At 72.5% G+C, this 18,139-nt stretch carries 13 protein-coding genes and 2 pseudogenes; 5 read left to right on the top strand and 10 right to left on the bottom strand.

The genetic code is table 11. The annotated features are described in order from the left end of the window. Positions 1-100: 100 nt before the first annotated feature. Positions 101-1,336 (bottom strand): class I SAM-dependent methyltransferase, encoded by a 1,236-nt coding sequence (locus ACZ7GX_RS38445; RefSeq protein ID WP_498784486.1) that lies wholly within the window; start codon positions 1,334-1,336, stop codon positions 101-103. Between the two features lie 18 nt (positions 1,337-1,354). Continuing rightward, positions 1,355-2,734, bottom strand: a pseudogene (locus tag ACZ7GX_RS38450) (FAD-binding oxidoreductase); the annotation flags it as partial. 88 nt (positions 2,735-2,822) lie between these two features. On the opposite strand from ACZ7GX_RS38450, the gene ACZ7GX_RS38455 reads away from it, so the two are divergent. Then, positions 2,823-4,415, top strand: a complete 1,593-nt coding sequence (locus tag ACZ7GX_RS38455) for an acyl-CoA dehydrogenase family protein (protein ID WP_498784423.1) — start codon at positions 2,823-2,825, stop codon at positions 4,413-4,415. Beyond that, the gene (locus ACZ7GX_RS38460) at positions 4,412-5,167 is read left to right on the top strand and encodes a crotonase/enoyl-CoA hydratase family protein (RefSeq protein ID WP_498784426.1); all 756 of its coding nucleotides are present in this window, start codon (positions 4,412-4,414) and stop codon (positions 5,165-5,167) included. Before ACZ7GX_RS38455 ends, ACZ7GX_RS38460 begins: the two co-directional genes overlap by 4 nt. 61 nt (positions 5,168-5,228) lie before the next feature. Here the strand turns inward: ACZ7GX_RS38460 and ACZ7GX_RS38465 are convergent, their stop codons facing one another. From ACZ7GX_RS38465 to ACZ7GX_RS38480, 4 genes are all read right to left on the bottom strand, one after another. Continuing rightward, on the bottom strand, positions 5,229-6,392 hold the full coding sequence (locus ACZ7GX_RS38465; protein ID WP_498784428.1) for an acyl-CoA dehydrogenase family protein: 1,164 nt from the start codon (positions 6,390-6,392) through the stop codon (positions 5,229-5,231). Between the two features lie 3 nt (positions 6,393-6,395). Further along, positions 6,396-8,312, bottom strand: coding sequence for an acetyl/propionyl/methylcrotonyl-CoA carboxylase subunit alpha (locus ACZ7GX_RS38470; RefSeq protein WP_498784488.1), 1,917 nt, complete (start codon positions 8,310-8,312; stop codon positions 6,396-6,398). A 20-nt stretch (positions 8,313-8,332) separates the two neighbouring features. Beyond that, positions 8,333-9,937, bottom strand: coding sequence for a carboxyl transferase domain-containing protein (locus tag ACZ7GX_RS38475; protein ID WP_498784430.1), 1,605 nt, complete (start codon positions 9,935-9,937; stop codon positions 8,333-8,335). Positions 9,938-10,054: 117 nt separating this feature from the next. Then, a complete protein-coding gene (locus tag ACZ7GX_RS38480; protein WP_498784432.1) occupies positions 10,055-10,843 on the bottom strand; it encodes an SGNH/GDSL hydrolase family protein in 789 nt (262 codons plus the stop codon). Positions 10,844-11,034: 191 nt separating this feature from the next. Here ACZ7GX_RS38480 and ACZ7GX_RS38485 point away from each other — a divergent pair, with 191 nt between their 5' ends. Together ACZ7GX_RS38485 and ACZ7GX_RS38490 are read left to right on the top strand one after the other, a co-directional pair. Then, positions 11,035-11,619: an SACE_7040 family transcriptional regulator gene (locus tag ACZ7GX_RS38485; RefSeq protein WP_498784434.1), complete on the top strand. Its 585-nt coding sequence runs from the start codon at positions 11,035-11,037 to the stop codon at positions 11,617-11,619. A gap of 152 nt (positions 11,620-11,771) precedes the next feature. Then, complete coding sequence (locus ACZ7GX_RS38490; RefSeq protein ID WP_498784436.1) at positions 11,772-13,922, top strand: phospholipase A2; 2,151 nt, start codon at positions 11,772-11,774, stop codon at positions 13,920-13,922. A gap of 15 nt (positions 13,923-13,937) precedes the next feature. Here the strand turns inward: ACZ7GX_RS38490 and ACZ7GX_RS38495 are convergent. From ACZ7GX_RS38495 to ACZ7GX_RS38510, 4 genes and pseudogenes are all read right to left on the bottom strand, one after another. Beyond that, positions 13,938-14,786, bottom strand: a pseudogene (locus tag ACZ7GX_RS38495) (acyltransferase family protein); the annotation flags it as partial. After that, the gene (locus tag ACZ7GX_RS38500; protein WP_498784438.1) at positions 14,783-15,457 is read right to left on the bottom strand and encodes an alpha/beta hydrolase; all 675 of its coding nucleotides are present in this window, start codon (positions 15,455-15,457) and stop codon (positions 14,783-14,785) included. The pseudogene ACZ7GX_RS38495 and the gene ACZ7GX_RS38500, both read right to left, overlap by 4 nt. A 63-nt stretch (positions 15,458-15,520) precedes the next feature. Then, the gene (locus ACZ7GX_RS38505; RefSeq protein WP_498784440.1) at positions 15,521-16,168 is read right to left on the bottom strand and encodes a response regulator transcription factor; all 648 of its coding nucleotides are present in this window, start codon (positions 16,166-16,168) and stop codon (positions 15,521-15,523) included. Continuing rightward, positions 16,165-17,280, bottom strand: a complete 1,116-nt coding sequence (locus ACZ7GX_RS38510) for a sensor histidine kinase (protein ID WP_498784442.1) — start codon at positions 17,278-17,280, stop codon at positions 16,165-16,167. The genes ACZ7GX_RS38505 and ACZ7GX_RS38510 overlap by 4 nt, the downstream gene beginning before the upstream one ends. A gap of 228 nt (positions 17,281-17,508) precedes the next feature. On the opposite strand from ACZ7GX_RS38510, the gene ACZ7GX_RS38515 reads away from it, so the two are divergent. Further along, complete coding sequence (locus ACZ7GX_RS38515) at positions 17,509-18,009, top strand: hypothetical protein (RefSeq protein WP_498784444.1); 501 nt, start codon at positions 17,509-17,511, stop codon at positions 18,007-18,009. Positions 18,010-18,139: the final 130 nt, after the last annotated feature.

Consider the following 18,139-nt stretch of genomic DNA (forward strand, 5'->3'; position numbering starts at 1 on the left):
GGGCACCCCGAAAAGCGGGGGGGGGGGCTTTGCAGGGGGGGGGGAGGAGGGGGGGGGGGGGGGGGGCGGGGGGGGGGCCCCCCCCCCCCCCCCGGCCGCGTCAGCCGAGCCACTCCGGGCGCAGCGGCATGTGCGAGGTGGTGCCGTCCAGCTTCACGCCCAGCACCTGGTGCAGCTGGATGTTGTTGCGCTCGAAGCCCAGCCGGGACGCGGCCAGGTACAGCCGCCACACCCGCGCCCGGCCGAGACCCACCTCGGTCACCGCGTCGTCCCAGTGCTTCTCCAGGTTGTCGCACCACGCCGCCAGCGTCATGGCGTAGTGCTCGCGCAGGTTCTCCTCGTGCCGCACCTCGAACCCGGTGTCGTGCATCAACGACACCAGGTGGCCCGGCCCGACCAGCTCGCCGTCGGGGAACACGTACCGGTTGATGAACCCGCCGGTCCGCGCCGGCTGCCTGTTGTCCGGCCGGGTGATGCAGTGGTTGAGCAGCCGCCCGCCCGGCTTGAGCTTGCCGTACAGCGACCGGAAGTACGCGGGGAGCTTGGCCTTGCCGATGTGCTCGGTCAGGCCGATCGAGCTGACCGCGTCGAACCCGGTCTCCCGCACGTCGCGGTAGTCGAGGTAGCGCACCTCGGCCAGGTCGGACAGCCCGGCCTCCACGATGGCCTTCTGCGCCCACTCCGCCTGGTTGCGCGACAACGTCACGCCGAGCGCCTTCACGCCGTACTCGCGCGCGGCGTGCATGACCATCCCGCCCCAGCCGCAGCCGACGTCCAGCAGCCGCATGCCCGGCTTCAGCCCGAGCTTGCGCGCCACCAGGTCGTGCTTGGCGAACTGCGCCTCCTCCAAGGTGGACCCCGCGGTCGGGTACACGGCGCACGTGTACGCCATGGACGGTCCGAGGACCCACTCGTAGAACGTGTTCGACACGTCGTAGTGGTGGGCGATCGCCTCGCGGTCGCGCGCCTTGGAGTGCCGCAGGCCGCGCAACCGGCGCTCCTGCGGCGGCACCTCGATCCTCGTGCCCAGCCGGGTCCGCCCGAGCGTCGCCAGCAGCTCCACCCGCTCGCCCCACGGCACCTCGCGCAGCGAGATCTCGGACAGCTGCTTCAACGCCCCGTACACGTCACCGATGATCTCCAGGTGCCCGGTCACGTACGCGCGCGCCAGACCCAGCTCACCCGGCGCCGACGCCAGGTACGACAACGCCTCCGGTGTGCGCACCTCGATGCTCACACCCGCGTCGGCCGGCCCCGCGTGGCTGCCGTCGTACGCGCTGAACCGCACGGACGCGCCACCTCCGACCGCCCGCTGGAACACCTCCGCCAACCGCATTGGCCCCGGCTCCCTTCGCCTACGGAGAACACACTTGGCGTACAAATCGGGCAGCCGGCCCGCCGGGTCGTACCGCTTCTTCAGGTCCTGGTACGTCGGGCCGTTGTAGTTGTCCCAGAACTCCTCCTCGCCGTAGTAGGAGTCGGAGTACAGGGACTTGTGCCCGCCCAGCTCGGTGACCTTGTCCTCGATCAGCCGGTTCCGGCTGCCCAGCTCCTCGTCGGGCCGCAACGGCACCGTCGACCAGAAGCCGACGTTGACGTACAGCACGTCCGGGTCCATCGGGTACAGCGGCCAGACCGTCCGGCTCCCGTCCGACCGGGCCCTCAGCCGCACCGGGCACAGCCACACCGGGCTGATGCCGATCTCCCGGTGGAAGAAGTCCAGGAACTCGGCGAGCCGGTCCACCGGGATCTCCACGTCCTGGATCACCGGCTCCTGCACCGCCTTGCTCAGCCGGTCGGACAGCTTGTGCCGCCGGTCCCACGCGACCACCTTGCGGTACACGTCCGACCGCAGGTACCGCTTGGGCACCAGCCGCCGCACGACCGGGTGCTGCACGCCGAACGCGCGTGAGCACCAGAACCAGTCGGTGTCCCACCGCCACAGGTAGTCGCGCACGGTCAGGTAGTCGACGTCGCGCCGCTGGATGGACCGGTAGTAGATCTGGTTGCCGGTGTAGTCCGAGGTGAACGGCGCGGTGGCGGACCAGTTCGCCAGCGTCACGTACTGCTCGGTGCCGGAGAACACCGTCCCGTCGACGAAGTCGACCGGTTCGCCCTGGTAGGAGCCGTCGGCGCAGACCTCGGCGAGCATCCGGGCGCACTCGCCCGCGTCGGCGAACGGCACGTGCCGCAGCCGCACGTACGGCTTCACCGGCTCCAGCTCGATCTCCAGCCGCAGGGTGTAGCCGAGCGTGCCGTAGGAGTTCGGGAACCCGTGGAAGAGGCCGCCGTGGACATCGTCCCGGGGGTGCGTGGTGACGACCTCGCCGTCGCCCGTCATCACTTCCAGCTCGCGCACGGACTCGTGCGGCAGGCCGTTGCGGAACGAGCTGGACTCGATGCCCAGACCCGCCACGGCGCCGCCCAGCGTGATCGTCTTGAGCTGCGGCACGACCAGCGGCATGAGGCCGTGCGGCAGGGTGGCGTCGACCAGGTGCTCGTAGGTCGTCATGCCCTGGACCTGCGCGGTCCGCGCGGCGGCGTTTACCGACAGGACCCGGTTGAACCGGGCCACGTCGAGGCCGCCGGACTGGTCGGCGCGGAACCGGAAGAGGTTCGACGTGGACTTGGCCAGGCGCACCGGCGCGCCCGCCGGGATCGCCGCGTACTGGCCGCGCAACGCGGCCACGGCCCGCTCGTGGTCGGTCTCCTGCCCCTGCCGGTGATCCGTCACGGCACCGACGTTAGGCCGCCGGAGCTTGATCAGCACCCCCAAATTTCACACCCCTCCAAGTTACCGACGGGTAGTACGCTAGGCGGTTATGACGCACGCCACTCATGAGGTGACCAACCAGGTCCCGCCGCTGGAAGGGCACGACGTCTCCGCCGACCCGGCGCTGCTGGACGGCCTGCGGCGCGGCGGCGCGGAGTGGGCCGAACCCGAGGTCCGCGCGCTCGGCGTGCTCGCGGGCACGCCGCACGTCCAGGACCTGGGGCGGCTGGCCAACGCGCACCCGCCCGTGCTGCACACCCACGACCGGTACGGGCACCGGGTCGACGAGGTCGAGTTCCACCCCGCCTGGCACGAGCTCATGGGAACGGCGGTCGCCAACGGCCTGCACGCGGCGCCGTGGCGGGACGAGCGGCCGGGCGCGCACGTCGCCCGCGCGGCCAAGTTCTACGTGTGGAGCCAGGCCGAGGCGGGCCACGGTTGCCCGATCTCGATGACCTACGCGGCCGTGCCCGCGCTGCGCGCGACGCCCGCGCTGGCCGAGCGGTTCGAGCCGCTGCTGGCGTCGCGGGAGTACGACTTCGGCTTGCGCCCGCCGTCGTCCAAGCGGGGCCTCATCGCGGGCATGTCGATGACGGAGAAGCAGGGCGGCTCGGACGTGCGGGCGAACACCACGCGTGCCGTGCCCGTCGGCGACCACTACCTGCTGACCGGGCACAAGTGGTTCACGTCCGCGCCGATGTCGGACCTGTTCCTGACCCTGGCGCAGGCGCCGGGCGGCCTGTCGTGCTTCGTGCTGCCGCGCGTGCTGCCGGACGGGACGCGCAACGCGATGTTCCTGCAGCGGCTCAAGGACAAGCTCGGCAACAAGTCGAACGCCTCGGCGGAGCTGGAGTACGACGGCGCGGTCGGCTGGCTCGTCGGCGAGGAGGGCCGGGGCGTGCGGACCATCATCGAGATGGTCAACATGACCCGGCTGGACTGCGTGCTCGGGTCGGCGTCCGGGATGCGGCTGGGGTTGACGCAGGCCACGCACCACGCGGCGCACCGCAAGGCGTTCGGCGCGTACCTGGTCGACCAGCCCGCGATGCGCAACGTGCTGGCGGACCTGGCGGTGGAGTCGGAGGCGGCGACCACGGTGGCGTTGTGGCTGGCCGGCAACCGGAGCAGGCTGGGGCTCGCGGTGAGCAAGTACTGGGTGTGCAAGCGGGCCCCGGCGCACGCCGCCGAGGCGTTGGAGTGCCTGGGCGGCAACGGGTACATCGAGGACTCGGGGATGCCGCGGCTGTTCCGCGAGTCGCCGCTGATGTCCATCTGGGAGGGTTCGGGGAACGTGGCGGCGTTGGACGCGCTGCGCGCGCTCGGGCGTTCGCCGGAGGCGGTGGCGGAGTTCTTCGGCGAGCTGGACGCGGCGCGCGGGGCCGACCGGCGGTTGGACGCGGCGGTCGACGGGCTGAAGGACGAGCTGACCGACGTGGCCGACCTGGAGGTGCGGGCGCGGCGGCTGGTGGAGCGGATGGCGTTGGCGTTGCAGGGCGCGTTGCTGGTGCGGTACGGGCACCCGGCGGTGGCGGACGCGTTCTGCGCGTCGCGGCTGTCCGGTGACTGGGGCGTGGCGTTCGGCACGCTGCCGCGCGGCGTCGACTTCGGGGCGATCGTGGAGCGGGGGTTGCCGAAGCCGTGAGCGCCGTCCGGGTTGAGCGGTCGGGACCGGTGTTCACCGTCCTGCTGGACCGGCCGGCCGTGCGCAACGCGGTGGACGGGCCGACCGCGCACACGTTGACCGAGGTGTTCCGCGAGTTCGACGAGGACCCGACCGCGTCGGTGGCCGTGCTGCACGGTGAAGGCGGCACGTTCTGCTCGGGGGCCGACCTGAAGGCGTTGGGCACTGCCCGGGGCAACGACCCCGCGTCACCGTCCGGCCCGATGGGTCCGACGCGGTTGCGGCTGTCGAAGCCGGTGATCGCCGCCGTCGCCGGGCACGCGGTGGCGGGTGGCTTGGAGCTGGCCCTGTGGTGCGACCTGCGGGTGGCGGAGGAGGACGCGGTCTTCGGGGTGTTCTGCCGCCGGTGGGGCGTGCCGTTGATCGACGGCGGGACGGTGCGCCTGCCGCGGCTGATCGGCACGTCCCGCGCCATGGACCTGATCCTGACCGGCCGCCCGGTCCCCGCCGACGAGGCGCTGGCCATCGGCCTGGTCAACCGCGTCGTGCCGCCGGGCACGTCCCGTTCGGCGGCGGAGGCCCTGGCCCTGGAGCTGGCCGCGCTCCCCCAGCTGTGCCTGCGCCAGGACCGCCTCTCCGTCCTGGAACAGGAGTCCCTCCCCGAAGCGGACGCCCTGGCCAACGAGCTGGCCCACGGCGAACTCTCCCTGACCGAGGTGGAACAGGGCCTCCGCCGGTTCCACTCGACCCAAGGCCGCCACCACCGCCCCTGACCCGCGTGTCCTACCTCCAGCCCGCGTGTCCGACGCGAACGTCGGACACGCGCGGGCTGGGTCAGGCGGCCGGCGGGAGGCCCAGTTCGCGGGCGATCAGCATCTTCTGCACCTCGCTCGTGCCCTCGCCGATCTCCAGGATCTTCGCGTCGCGGTAGAAGCGGCCCACCGGGTACTCGTTCATGAACCCGTACCCGCCGAAGATCTGCGTCGCCTCACGCGCGTTGTCCATCGCCGCCTCCGACGACACCAGCTTCGCGATCGCCGCCTCGCGCTTGAACGGCTCGCCGCGCAGCATCTTCGCCGCCGCCTGGTAGTACGCCAGCCGCGCGGTGTGCGTGCGCGCCTCCATCTCGGCGATCTTGAACTGGATGGCCTGGTACTCGCCGATCCGGTGCCCGAACGCCTCGCGCTGCCCCGCGTACTTCAGCGACTCGTCCACGCACCCCTGCGCCAGGCCGACGCCGATCGCCGCGATCGCCACCCGGCCCTCGTCCAACGTCTGCAGGAACTGCGCGTACCCGCGCCCGCGCTCGCCGACCAGGTTCCCCAGCGGCACGCGGCAGTCCTGGAACGACAGCTCACGCGTGTCCGACGCGTTCCACCCGACCTTGGAGTACTTGCGCGACACCGAGAACCCCGGCGTGCCCGACGGCACGATGATCGTGGAGATCTCCGGCCTGCCGTCCTCCCGCCGCCCGGTCACCGCCGCCACCGTCACCAACCCGGTGATGTCCGTGCCCGAGTTGGTGATGAACGCCTTGGCGCCGTTGATCACCCACTCGTCGCCGTCGACCCGCGCGGTGGTCCGCAGCGCGCCCGCGTCCGACCCGCTGCCGGGCTCGGTGAGCCCGAACGAGCCGAGCACCTCGCCGCGGCACAACCGGGGCAGCCAGGTCGCCTTCTGCTCGGCCGAGCCGAACCGGAACACCGGCATCGTCCCCAGCGAGACGCCCGCCTCCAGCGTGATCGCCACCGACGAGTCGACCCGGGCCAGCTCCTCCAACGCCAGGCACAACGCGAAGTAGTCGCCGCCCATGCCGCCGAACTCCTCCGGGAACGGCAGCCCGAACAGCCCCATCCGCCCCATCTTGGCGACGACCTCGTAGGGGAACTCCTCGCGCTCGTAGAACCCGCCGATGACCGGCGCGACCTCCTCGCGGGCGAACTCCTCGACGGTCTTGCGCAACGCCTCGTATTCCTCGTCAAGGCGGAAGTCCAACATCGTTCACTCCTCGTGGGGCACGACGACGGCAAGGGTTTCGTCCAGCGCGACCTGTTGGCCCGCCTGGACGTGCACTTCGGCGAGCACACCCGCCACGGGTGACGTGACGGTGTGCTCCATCTTCATCGCTTCGACCACGAACAACGCCTGGCCGGCCGTCACGTGCTCGCCCTGGGCGACCCGCGCCACGAGCACCGTGCCCGGCATCGGGCTGGTCACCGGCCCACCGCTGCCCGCCGCCGACGACGCGGCGACCTCCGACGGCAGGGTCTCGGTCAACGCCCACGCGTGACCGTCCCGGCCAAGCCACAGCACGTCGCCCGCACGGGCCATCGCGTACCGCCGACCGCCGACCACCAGCCACGCGTCCTCGACGTGGGCCGCGAGCCGCACCGGTTCCCGGCCGTCGACGGACACCTCGTCGCCGCGCACCCGGACCTCGACGCCGTCGATCAGCCACTTCGTCCACGCGTGCTCGCCGACCCGCCACCCGCCGGTCCGCTCCCACGGGTCGTCGCCGCGCACCGCGAGCTGCCGCTCCAGCGCCGCCGCCGCCAGCACCTCGTCCGGCACGTCGTGGCGCGTCAACGACTCCAGCCCGCGCTCGACCAACCCGGTGTCCAGCGCACCCGCGCGCACGTCCGGGTCGCGCAGCAACGCGCGCAGGAACGGGATGTTCGTCGTCACGCCCAGCAGCACGAACCGCCCCAACGCGGCGTCCAGCCGGCGCAGCGCCTCCTCCCGCGTCGCACCGTGCGCGATCACCTTGGCCAGCATCGGGTCGTAGTCGCTGCTGACGGTCAGCCCCACCCGCAACGCCGAGTCCACCCGCACGTCGGAGGGCTCGTCCAGCGCGAGCACCGTCCCCCCGGTCGGCAGGAACCCGCGCGCCGGGTCCTCGGCGTAGACGCGGGCCTCGACGGCGTGCCCGGCCAGGTCCACCGACGTGAAGCCCAGCGGCTCGCCCGCGGCCACCCGCAACTGCCACTCGACCAGGTCGACGCCGGTCACCAGCTCGGTCACCGGGTGCTCGACCTGGAGCCGGGTGTTCATCTCCATGAAGAAGTAGTCGCCGGACGCGCCGTCCACGATGAACTCGACCGTGCCCGCGCCGACGTACCCGACGGCCTTCGCCGCCTCGACCGCCGCCGTGCCCATGGCCTCCCGCAGCTCCGGCGAGACCATCGGCGACGGCGCCTCCTCGATGATCTTCTGGTGCCGCCGCTGCAGGCTGCACTCGCGCTCGCCGAGGTGCACGACCCCGCCGTGCGCGTCGGCCAGCACCTGGATCTCGATGTGCCGCGGGTTGCCGATGAACCGCTCGATCAGCAGCGCGTCGTCGCCGAACGACCCGCGCGCCTCGCGCCGCGCCGACTCGATGGCGTCCCGCAGGCCGGCACCGGACTCCACCAGCCGCATGCCCTTGCCGCCACCGCCCGCCGACGGCTTGAGCAGCACCGGGAAGCCGATCTCGCCCGCCGCCTCGACCAGGTCGTCGTCGGTCATCCCGACCTCGGTCCGCCCCGGCACCACCGGCACGCCCGCCGCCGCGACGGTCAGCTTGGCGCGGATCTTGTCGCCCATCGCCTCGATCGCGTCCGCGGGCGGCCCGATGAACACCAGCCCGGCCTTCTCGCACGCCCGCGCGAACTCCGCGTTCTCGGCGAGGAACCCGTACCCGGGGTGCACGGCCTGCGCGCCGGTCGAGAGCGCCGCCTCGACGATCCGCTCGACTGACAGGTAGCTCTCCCGCGCCGACGCGGGCCCGATGCGCACCGCCACGTCCGCCATCCGCACGTGCAGCGCGTCGGCGTCCGCGTCGCTGTGCACGGCCACCGAGCGGATCCCGAACCGCCGCAACGCGCGGATCACCCGCACCGCGATCTCGCCGCGGTTGGCCACCAGAACGCTGTCGAACATCTCCTGCCGAGACATCGCCCTCACATCCGGAAGACGCCGTGGGAAACCGGCTCGATCGGGGCGTTCGCCGCCGTGGACAGGGCCAGGCCGAGCACCGTGCGCGTGTCGAGCGGGTCGATCACGCCGTCGTCCCAGAGCCGGGCCGTGGAGTAGTACGGGTTGCCCTGGTCCTCGTACTGCTGCCGGATCGGCGCCTTGAACGCCTCCTCGTCCTCGGCCGACCACTCGTCGCCGAGCTGGTCGCGCCGCACCGTCGCCAGCACCGAGGCCGCCTGCTCGCCGCCCATCACCGAGATCCGGGCGTTGGGCCACATCCACAGGAACCGGGGCGAGTAGGCCCGGCCGCACATGGAGTAGTTGCCCGCGCCGAACGACCCGCCGATGACCACGGTGAACTTCGGCACCCGCGCGCACGCCACCGCCGTCACCATCTTCGCGCCGTGCTTGGCGATGCCCGCCGCCTCGTACTCGCGGCCGACCATGAACCCGCTGATGTTCTGCAGGAACACCAGCGGCACGCCGCGCTGGTCGCACAGCTGGATGAAGTGCGCGCCCTTCAACGCCGACTCGCCGAACAGCACGCCGTTGTTGGCCACGATGCCGACCGGGTGGCCGTGGATCCGGGCGAACCCGGTGACCAGCGTCGCGCCGTACTCCTTCTTGAACTCGTGGAACCGGCTGCCGTCCACGACGCGGGCGATCACCTCGCGCACGTCGTAGGGCGTGCGGCTGTCCGTCGGCACGACGCCGTACAGCTCGGCGGGGTCGACCGCGGGCTCCACGGTCGGCTCGACCTGCCACGGGCGCGGCGCGCGCGGACCCAGCGTGCTGACGATCGAGCGCACGATCCGCAACGCGTGCGCGTCGTCCTCCGCCAGGTGGTCGGTGACGCCGGACGTGCGCGAGTGCAGTTCGCCGCCGCCCAGCTCCTCGGCCGTGACGACCTCGCCGGTCGCGGCCTTCACCAGCGGCGGGCCGCCGAGGAAGATCGTGCCCTGGCCGCGCACGATCACCGCCTCGTCCGACATCGCGGGCACGTACGCGCCGCCCGCCGTGCACGAGCCGAGCACGGCGGCGATCTGCGGTATGCCGCGGGCGGACATGGTGGCCTGGTTGAAGAAGATCCGGCCGAAGTGCTCGCGGTCCGGGAACACCTCGTCCTGCTTCGGCAGGAACGCGCCCCCGGAGTCCACCAGGTAGACGCACGGCAGGTGGTTCTGCAGCGCCACCTCCTGGGCGCGCAGGTGCTTCTTCACCGTCAGCGGGTAGTAGGTGCCGCCCTTGACGGTGGCGTCGTTGGCGACGACCACGACCTCGCGGCCGGACACGCGGCCGACGCCCGTGATGACGCCCGCGGCGGGCGCCTCGTCGCCGTACAGGCCGTCCGCGGCCAGCGGCGACAGTTCGAGGAACGGCGAACCGGGGTCGAGCAGCGTGTCGACCCGGTCGCGCGGCAGCAGCTTGCCGCGCGCCACGTGCCGGGTCCGTGCCTTCTCCGGGCCGCCCAGGGCGGCTCGGCCGAGCTTGGCGCGCAGGTCCTGCACGAGTCGCGCGTGCTCGTCGTGGTAGCGCCGGAAGGCCTCGGCCGACTTGTCGGCCGTGCTGCGCAACACCGGGGCGTCCATCGAACTCCTCGCGGTTAGCCGTCGTTAACCTGAGGAGATGTTAGCGCTTGTTAACTCCTGTTCACAAGCCGGAGGGGGCCGCGGGTGCGGCCCCCTCCGGGGTGGTGCGGGTCCAGGTCAGCCGGTGACGGCGGTGAGCTGGGGCAGGTAGCCGAGGCGCTGGCCGTTGCGGTTGGGGTGGTAGGACTCCTCCACCGGCCACGACAGGCTGTTGAGCCACCAGTCCGACGAGCAGATCTCGTGCCCGGTGAACGCGGTGCGCAGGTCGCGGTAGGCGAACGACTTCGCGCCCGCCCGGGCGGAGATGACCTGGTGCAGGGTGTCGGCGGCGGAGTTGATCGCCGCGCGCTTGGTGTCGCTCAGGCCGACCGAGCAGCTGCCCGGCACCTTGTACAGGCGCGGGTAGCCGAGCACGACGACCGTGGCGGACGGCGCGCGGGTGCGGATCTGCGCGTAGACGTTGTCCAGCAGGCCGGGCAGCGTGCCGGTGGCGTAGGCCTTGGCCTGGTTGACCCGGTTGACGCAGGTCGAGTCGGAGCCGAAGGTGCACGTGGTGATCACGTCGGTGAAGCCGGCGTCGTTCCCACCGATCGAGATGCTGACCAGGGAGGTCGAGGCCGTCAGGGCGCTGACCTGGTTGGCGAGCACGTCGCCGGTCTTGGCGCCGGAGCAGGCCACGAACTTGAACGACGCGGGCGCGTGGGACGCCGCCCAGAGCGCCGGGTAGCTGTACTGGCTGCGCTTGCAGCTGCCGGAGTCGCTGTAGTACGAGCCGGTGCCCGTTCCGGACGAGTAGGAGTCGCCGAGTGCGACGTAGTTGGCGGCGGCCGCTTCGGCCGGCACGACGAGTGCCAGCGCGGCGACGATTGCCAGCGCCGCGCTGGACAGGGTTCGGACAAGGCGCATCGGAGCCTCCCGGAGGGAAACAACGCAGGGTGTGATGCGGAGCACAACAAGGGTTACCAGTAAGTAGTCCTATATAAAAAGAGTGGGTCAAGAGTTAACTACGCGTTTCGGCCGCGGGGCGGTGATCGTTTGCCGACGGCCAGGTTAACGCCCGTTTACGTGGACCGGGCCGGCCGTTTAAGATGGGCGCCGTGCCAGCCGAGCCAGCGAAGCAGACCCGCCGTGACCAGATCCTGGCCGCCGCCGCCGAACTGTTCGCCCGGCACGGCTTCCACGGCGTCGGCATCGACGACATCGGTGCCGCGGTGGGGATTTCCGGGCCGGCGTTGTACCGGCACTTCCGCAGCAAGGACGCGATGCTGGGCGAGATGCTGACGTCCATCAGCGAGCGGTTGCTCGACGGCGGGCAGAACCGGGTGGCCGCGTCGGGCGACCCGGCGCACGCGCTTCGGGAATTGATCCGGTGGCACGTCGACTTCGCGTTGGACGACCCGGCGCTGATCACCGTGCAGATCCGCAACCTGGCGAACCTGACCGACCCGGACCGGCGGCGGGTGAGAGCGCTCCAGCGGCGTTACGTCGAGGTGTGGGTGGAGACGATCCGCAAGACGTCGCCGGAGGTGGACGAGCCGACCGCCCGTGCGGCGGCGCACGCCGTGTTCGGCCTGATCAACTCCACGCCCCACAGCGCGCACCTGGACCGCGACCAGATGGCCGCGCTGCTCTCGCAGATGGCGCTGGCGTCGTTGTCGGGCGCGTTGCCCGTGCACCCCTGACGCGCGGGGAAGGCGCAGGTCGCGGGTCCCGAGCGTTCGACTCGGGGGTGCTGGACGTCGGACATGCGGGGCCTTGACGTAGCACGCGGTGGTCCTGAGCGCAGGACACGCGGCGGGGTGGGTTGGGGAGTTTCGCGTACGCTGGGCTGCCAATGGGTGACGTGGCGGTGAAGACCACCGGGGGGTGGCCGGGGCTCCGGTTGCTCGCCCGCCTGCCCGCCTGGTTCAGGTTCGTGCTGGTGGCGCTGGCCGTGTTCGTCTGCGGCGTGATCGCGTCCAGGCCGGCGGGCGCGACCGACACCTCGCCACTGGAGGGTGACGTCGCGGTGGCGGCGCGGGCCGTCGAGGCGATGGCCAACCCCAGCGGGGCGAACCCGCTCCTCGGGTTCCCGGCCGACTTCGGCGAGGTGACCAACCGCGAGCCGGTGGTGGTCCCCGGGCCCGACGGGTCCACCCGGGCCGTCGACCCGAACGGCGGGTGCTCCGGCCCGGCGGGCGACACCGAGTGGGACTTCGGCACCGGCTGCAAGGCGCACGACCTGGGCTACGACCTGCTCCGCTACGCCGAGCACAAGGGCCGCCCGCTGGGCCAGGAAGCCCGCAAGTCCCTCGACGCCCGCCTCGCGGCCGACATGCACGCCCAGTGCGACGTGAACCCGCGCGGCCACGCCACGCGGTGCCACGCGACCGCCCAGCTCTACGCGGCGGGCCTGGAGTTCAACTCGTGGCGGCAGCGCTGGGGACCGCCCGGCCACGAACCCGTCCTCGCCTGGGGCTTCGGCAGCGCCGTCGTGGTGTTCCTGCTGCTCGCCCGCCTGCCGCGCAAGCGAGGACCCGACGAACCCGTCGACGCGCCCCGGCCACGGGCCACCCACGACCGCTACGCCACGTTCCTGCGGCTGAGCGCGCTCGCCCTGGTGGTGATCGGCCAGTCCGTGATCACCGTCCTGCACTGGGCGGGCGTGAGCGCGACCTGGCTGTGGCTGCTCACCTGGGCGCTCCAGGCCATCCCCGTCTTCTACTTCGCGGGCGGCCACGCCAACCTCGTCGGCTGGCACGCCGTGCAGGCCGACCACGGCGGCTACGGCCGCTACCTCGCCGCGCGGATCTCCTGGCTGCTGCGGCCCGTGCTCGCGTTCGTGCTGGCCTGGCTGGTCCTGCCGCTGCCGCTGGAACTGCTCGACGTGGACAAGTCGCGGGTGGAGATGTTCGGCCGGCTCATCGCGCACCCGCTGTGGTTCCTCGGCCTGTACCTGGTCGCGGTCGCCGCCACCCCGGTCATGGCCTGGCTGCACCGCAACGCCCGCCTGGCCACGCCGGTCGCGCTCGTCGCCGCCATGATCGTGGTCGACCTGGCCCGCATCGGCTTCGCCTGGCGCACCGGCGGCTACCTCAACCTGGTGCTGGGCGCGCTGCTGCTGCAACAGCTCGGCTTCCACTACGCCGACGGCAGCCTGCAGCGCGTCTCGCGCAAGGTGCTCGGCGCCCTCGCGCTCGCCGCCGTGCCCGCGCTACTCGCGCTGATCACGTTCGGCGGCTACCCGCGCACGATGATGCCGCTGCCCGGCGAGGGCGGCTCGAACCTCAGCCCGCCCACCGTGTGCCTGCTCGTGCTCGGCCTCGCCCAGATCAGCGTGGTGCTGCTGCTCAAGCCCCGCGTCACGGCGTGGCTCGCGGGCAGCGGGCCGTGGCGGGTCGTGGAGTTCGCCCGGACCGCGCCCATGACGGTCTACCTCGGCTACCTGACCGTGCTGGCCGCCGTGATCGGCGTGCTCGGCCTGCTCGACTCGCCGGCCGCGTTCGACTGGGTCGCCACCAAGCCGCGCTGGCTGGCCGTGCTGGTGCTGCTGCTCCTGCCCGTCCTGGCCGTGTTCCACCGCTTCGAGCGGAACGCCGCGCTCAGCCCCTGCCGCACCCGCGAGACCCACCGCACCCGGCTCGCCGTCACGCTCGGCGCCGGCTACGGGGTGCTCGGCGTCCTCGGGTTCGTGGTGACCGGGTTCGCGGGCGCGGCGGGCACGCTGGTCGTGCTCAAGGTCGACCCGCTGCAGAACCTGATCCACCTGCTGCTGGGCTGGTACCTGCTGCACACCGCGCACGCCGGCACGTGCCACGGCCGCCGCCCCTGGCTGCTCACCGCCTTGGCCTGCGTGCCGCCGCTGCTGGTGCTGGAGCCCACCGGCGCGGTGGTCGTCCTGCACGGCGCGACGATCGTCGTCGCCCTGGCGGCGGCCATACCGAAGCAGGACCAGGCACACGCAGGTGAACACCGGCAGCCACGTCCCGCGTTCCAGCACCCATAGCGCGTCCGACGGCGGCGTGTGCAGGCCGCGCAACGAGCCGAACACCGATCCCGCCAACGTCACCACCAGCAACGCGCTCTGGTGCACCAGGAAGATCGGCAACGCCCGCGCGTTCAGCCGCCGCGCCGGGAACGACGGCCGGACCAGCAGCACCAACCCCACCTGCGCCAGCGCCAACGCCAGCGCCGCGGCCGACGGCGGCGACAGGTTCGACTCCGCCGCGCCCGGCACGCCGACCGCACTGGCCGGGTACCCGGCGGCCAGCAGCAGCGCGAACGCCACCCCGCCGGCCGCGAACAGCACCGCACCCCACGAGCGGTGGTGCCCCCGCTGGGCCACGAGCACGCCCACCTGCCACGGCGCCCACCACACCGCGACCACGTTCACCCAGCCGACGTCCACCGCCACCAGCGCGACCGGGACCACCACGCCCCACCAGCCCAGCCGGCGCAGCAACGGCGTGAACGCCGACAGCACGACGTACACGACCAGGAACCACAACGGCGTCACGACGAGGTACCCGACGGTCATCACGGTCTGCTGCGGCAACCCGCGCATCGACAGTCCGAACAGGACCGCGGCCCACGCGCCCAGCAGCACCACCACCGGCGGCACGAGCTTGCGCGCCCGCGACCACCACGGCACGCCCGACCGCACCGCGCCGAACCCGCCGGCGAAGAAGAACAGCCCCAACACCTGGAGCACCCAGGTCAGCGGCGCCAGCTCCGGCATCCACCGCAACGGGCTGTCCACCACCAGCCCGTCACCGGTGAGCACCACGGCCGTCACCAGCCAGTGCCCCAGCACCACCCCGACGACGGCGATCGCGCGCGTCGCGTCGATCACCGGGTCCCGTTGCGTCACGGCGTCTCCCCCACCGCGATCCGGGACAGGGCGCGCAGCGACGGCGTGCCCTCCCGGAAGTACTCGTCGTGGCCGATGTCGCCCGCGTCGAACACCCGCGCGCCGAACGCCGGGTCGACCGGGTCGGGGCCGTGCCCCAGGTCGCCCAGCCGCACCGAGGGCACCCACCGCGTCCAGTCCCGGCCGCCGCGCGCCGCCCACACCCGCGCGCCGGACGTCACGGAGTCCACCCGCACGCCGGGTGAGCCGAGGAGCACCACGTCGTCGACGCGTGGCCGGGCCAACCCGCACACCACCGACCCGTAGCTGTGGCACATCAGGTGCACGTGCCCCGGCAACGTGCGCACGTACTCGTCCAGCGCGACCGCGCCCGCCCGCGCCAACCGGCCGCCGGCCGCGTCCACCCCGAGCCCGGACGGCGTCCGGTACCCCAGCCACGCGACCACCGCGACGTCGTCCCGCCCGACGGAGGCGTGCAGGTCGCGCGCCATCCGCCCGACCGTGCGGTCGAACCGCCGGTCGTCCACATCGGACCCCGGCACGACGACCGCGACGTGCGCGGCCCGGGCGAGGTCGCCGTGCACCTCGACCCTGGGCGTGAACGGCGGCGGGTCGCCACCCGGCACCGCCAGGACCAGCAGCGCGGCCACCAACGCGATCTTCTTCGGCATGGCGCCGAAACTAGGAAGGCCACGCCCCTCGCGGCGTCACCCCGCGGTGCCGTTCCGCGGGCCCTACCCGGGTACCACGAGGCCGGACTCGTAGGCCGCGATCACGGCCTGCGCCCGGTCGCGCAGGCCGAGCTTCATCAACACCCGGCTCACGTGCGTCTTCACCGTCTGCTCGGCCAGCACCAGGTGCGCGGCGATCTCGCCGTTCGACAGGCCCTGGGCGATCAGCCGCAGCACCTCGGTCTCCCGCTCGGTCAACGCGGTCAGCGCGGCGGGCTTCACCACCCGCACCGGCTGCGCCTTCACGAAGTCCTCGATGAGCCGCTTGGTCACCGAGGGGGCCAGCAACGCGTCGCCGCGCGCCACCACCCGCACCGCGGCCAGCAGCTCGCTCGCGGGCGCGTGCTTGAGCAGGAACCCGCTCGCACCGGCCCGCAACGCCTCGTAGACGTAGTCGTCCAGGTCGAACGTGGTCAGCACGAGCACCTTGACCGGGTCGTCGGCCAGCAGCCTGGTCGCGGTCAGCCCGTCCATCTCCGGCATCCGCACGTCCATCAGCACCACGTCCGGCCGCAGCCTGCGGACCTCGCCGACGGCGGCGACGCCGTCGCCGGCCGACCCCACCACGCTGATGTCCGCCTGGGCGTCCAGCAGCGCGGAGAAGCCCTCGCGCACCATCTCCTGGTCGTCGGCGACCAGCACCCGGATCACCGCTGCCCCACCGGCACGATCGCCCGCACTTCGAACCCCCCGTCCGCGGTCGGCCCGGCGGTCAGCGAACCGCCGTGCACCGCCACCCGTTCCCGCATGCCCCTGAGCCCGTGCCCGCCGCCACCGCCGAGCGACGGCCCGCCCGCCGCGTTCCGCACGACCACCCGCAGCGCGTCGTCCACCAGGTCGACGGTGACCGACGTGGTCGCGCCCGGCGCGTGCCGACCGGCGTTCGTGAGCGCCTCCTGCACGATCCGGTACGCGGTCAGCCCGACGGCCTCCGGCACCTCGGCGTCGGTGACGGACGCGTCCGCGTGCAGCGACCGGATGTCGGCCAACCCCGGCTGCGGCGTCCGGTCGGCCCGCCGGTCGGACTCGCGCAGCACGCCGAGCAGCTGCTGCATGTCCGTGATCGCGGCCCTGGCCGCCGCGCCGAGCTCGGCGAACTCCTGCCTGCCCGCCTCGGGCAGGTCCGCGATCCGGTAGGGCGCGGTCTCGCACCGGACCACGACCAGCGACATGTGGTGCGCGACCACGTCGTGCATCTCGCGGGCGATCCGGGCGCGTTCGACCAGCGCCGCCTTCTCGTCCTGCTCGGCGTGGAACCGCCGCTCGGCCCGCCCGCGCGCGCCGAACGCGTACCCGAGCAGGAGCACCAGCAGCAGCAGGCCGATGGTCGGCAGGGCCCCGCCCGACCGCTCCACCCAGAGCACCACGCCGGACGTGATCAACGCCACGAGCAGCACGACCCGGCCGCGGTGCACGGTCGCGACCGCCAGCAGCACCGGCACGTACCACCACCACTGCCAGCCGCCCAGGGCCGCGGGTTCCGAGGGCGTCAGCAGCCGCATGACCACCAGACCGGCCGTGGCCAGCCGCCACGCCACGAGCGTGGAGCGCAGGGTCAGCGCGGTGCTGCCGGCGACGATCGCGAACAGCAGCGGCCACCAGCCGTCCGGTTCCTCCCGCGTGACGTAGTCGGAGCTCACCCCGATCGCGATGATCAAGCCGTGGAGCAGCACCAACGCCGTCAGCGGGTGGCGGAAGCGGAAGCCGTCGAAGACCCGCGAGCGGTCGCGGAACAGCACGACCTGGAGGAGAGTGCGGATCACGGCCCCGATGCTATGCGGCGGGCCGCGACGACACATGCCACCACGGTCTGTCATACCCGGGTACGACCCGCCCACACCGGGGAGCGCACGCACGGGAGGACCGCCCGCGCCGAAGGCCGCCCATACCGGACAGGCGGCGCACCGGACAAGCCGTTGCGGTGGGCGAACACCACCGGGTAGGCAATATGCAGAGCTGTGCGCCCCTACTCCGTGTTGGAAGATGGCTGAATGCACCCGCAGCAAGATCCGGATCGCTGGTCGCGGCTCCAGGCCGTGGCCGGCGAAGCCCTGACCGCGGCCAAGGTCGGGGAGGACGCGGTCGCGGTCGACCTCGTCACCGGGTACCTCAGCGGCTCGCCCGAGGGCAACGAGGAGATCCGGGAGCTGGTCCTCCTGCTGTTCTCCGAGTGCAGCGCCATGGTCGCCGCCCTCGGATCGGGCGGCGCGACACCGGTGAAGATGCAGGTCTTCGACGAGGACGGGCAGGAGGTGCCGATCGACGACGCCGACCCGCCGGTCCGCACCGCGATCCGCACGCTGCTCGCCGAGGTGCACGGCGACCAGGAGGCCGCGGCCGAGCAGATCGAGATCGCGCTGGCCAACGGGCAGCCCCAGGAGCTGGCCACGGTGGTGCTCCAGGCCCTGCGGTGGACGGTGAAGCTGGCCGTGGAGTGCGGGCTGCGCGACCTCCCCGTGTCGCCCTGGATCGCGACCGCGCTGGAGGAATAGTCCCGTTCGCCCGGTTCGGCCGCCCTCTTCCGCCGACGGAACCGTAAAGAACCTTGCCTTTTTATTTGGTCTAGACCACTCTCCGAGGTGGGCGCGATTCACCCTGCCGATCCCGCCGAGGAGGACTCTT

Source organism: Actinosynnema sp. NPDC037264 (assembly GCF_055603705.1).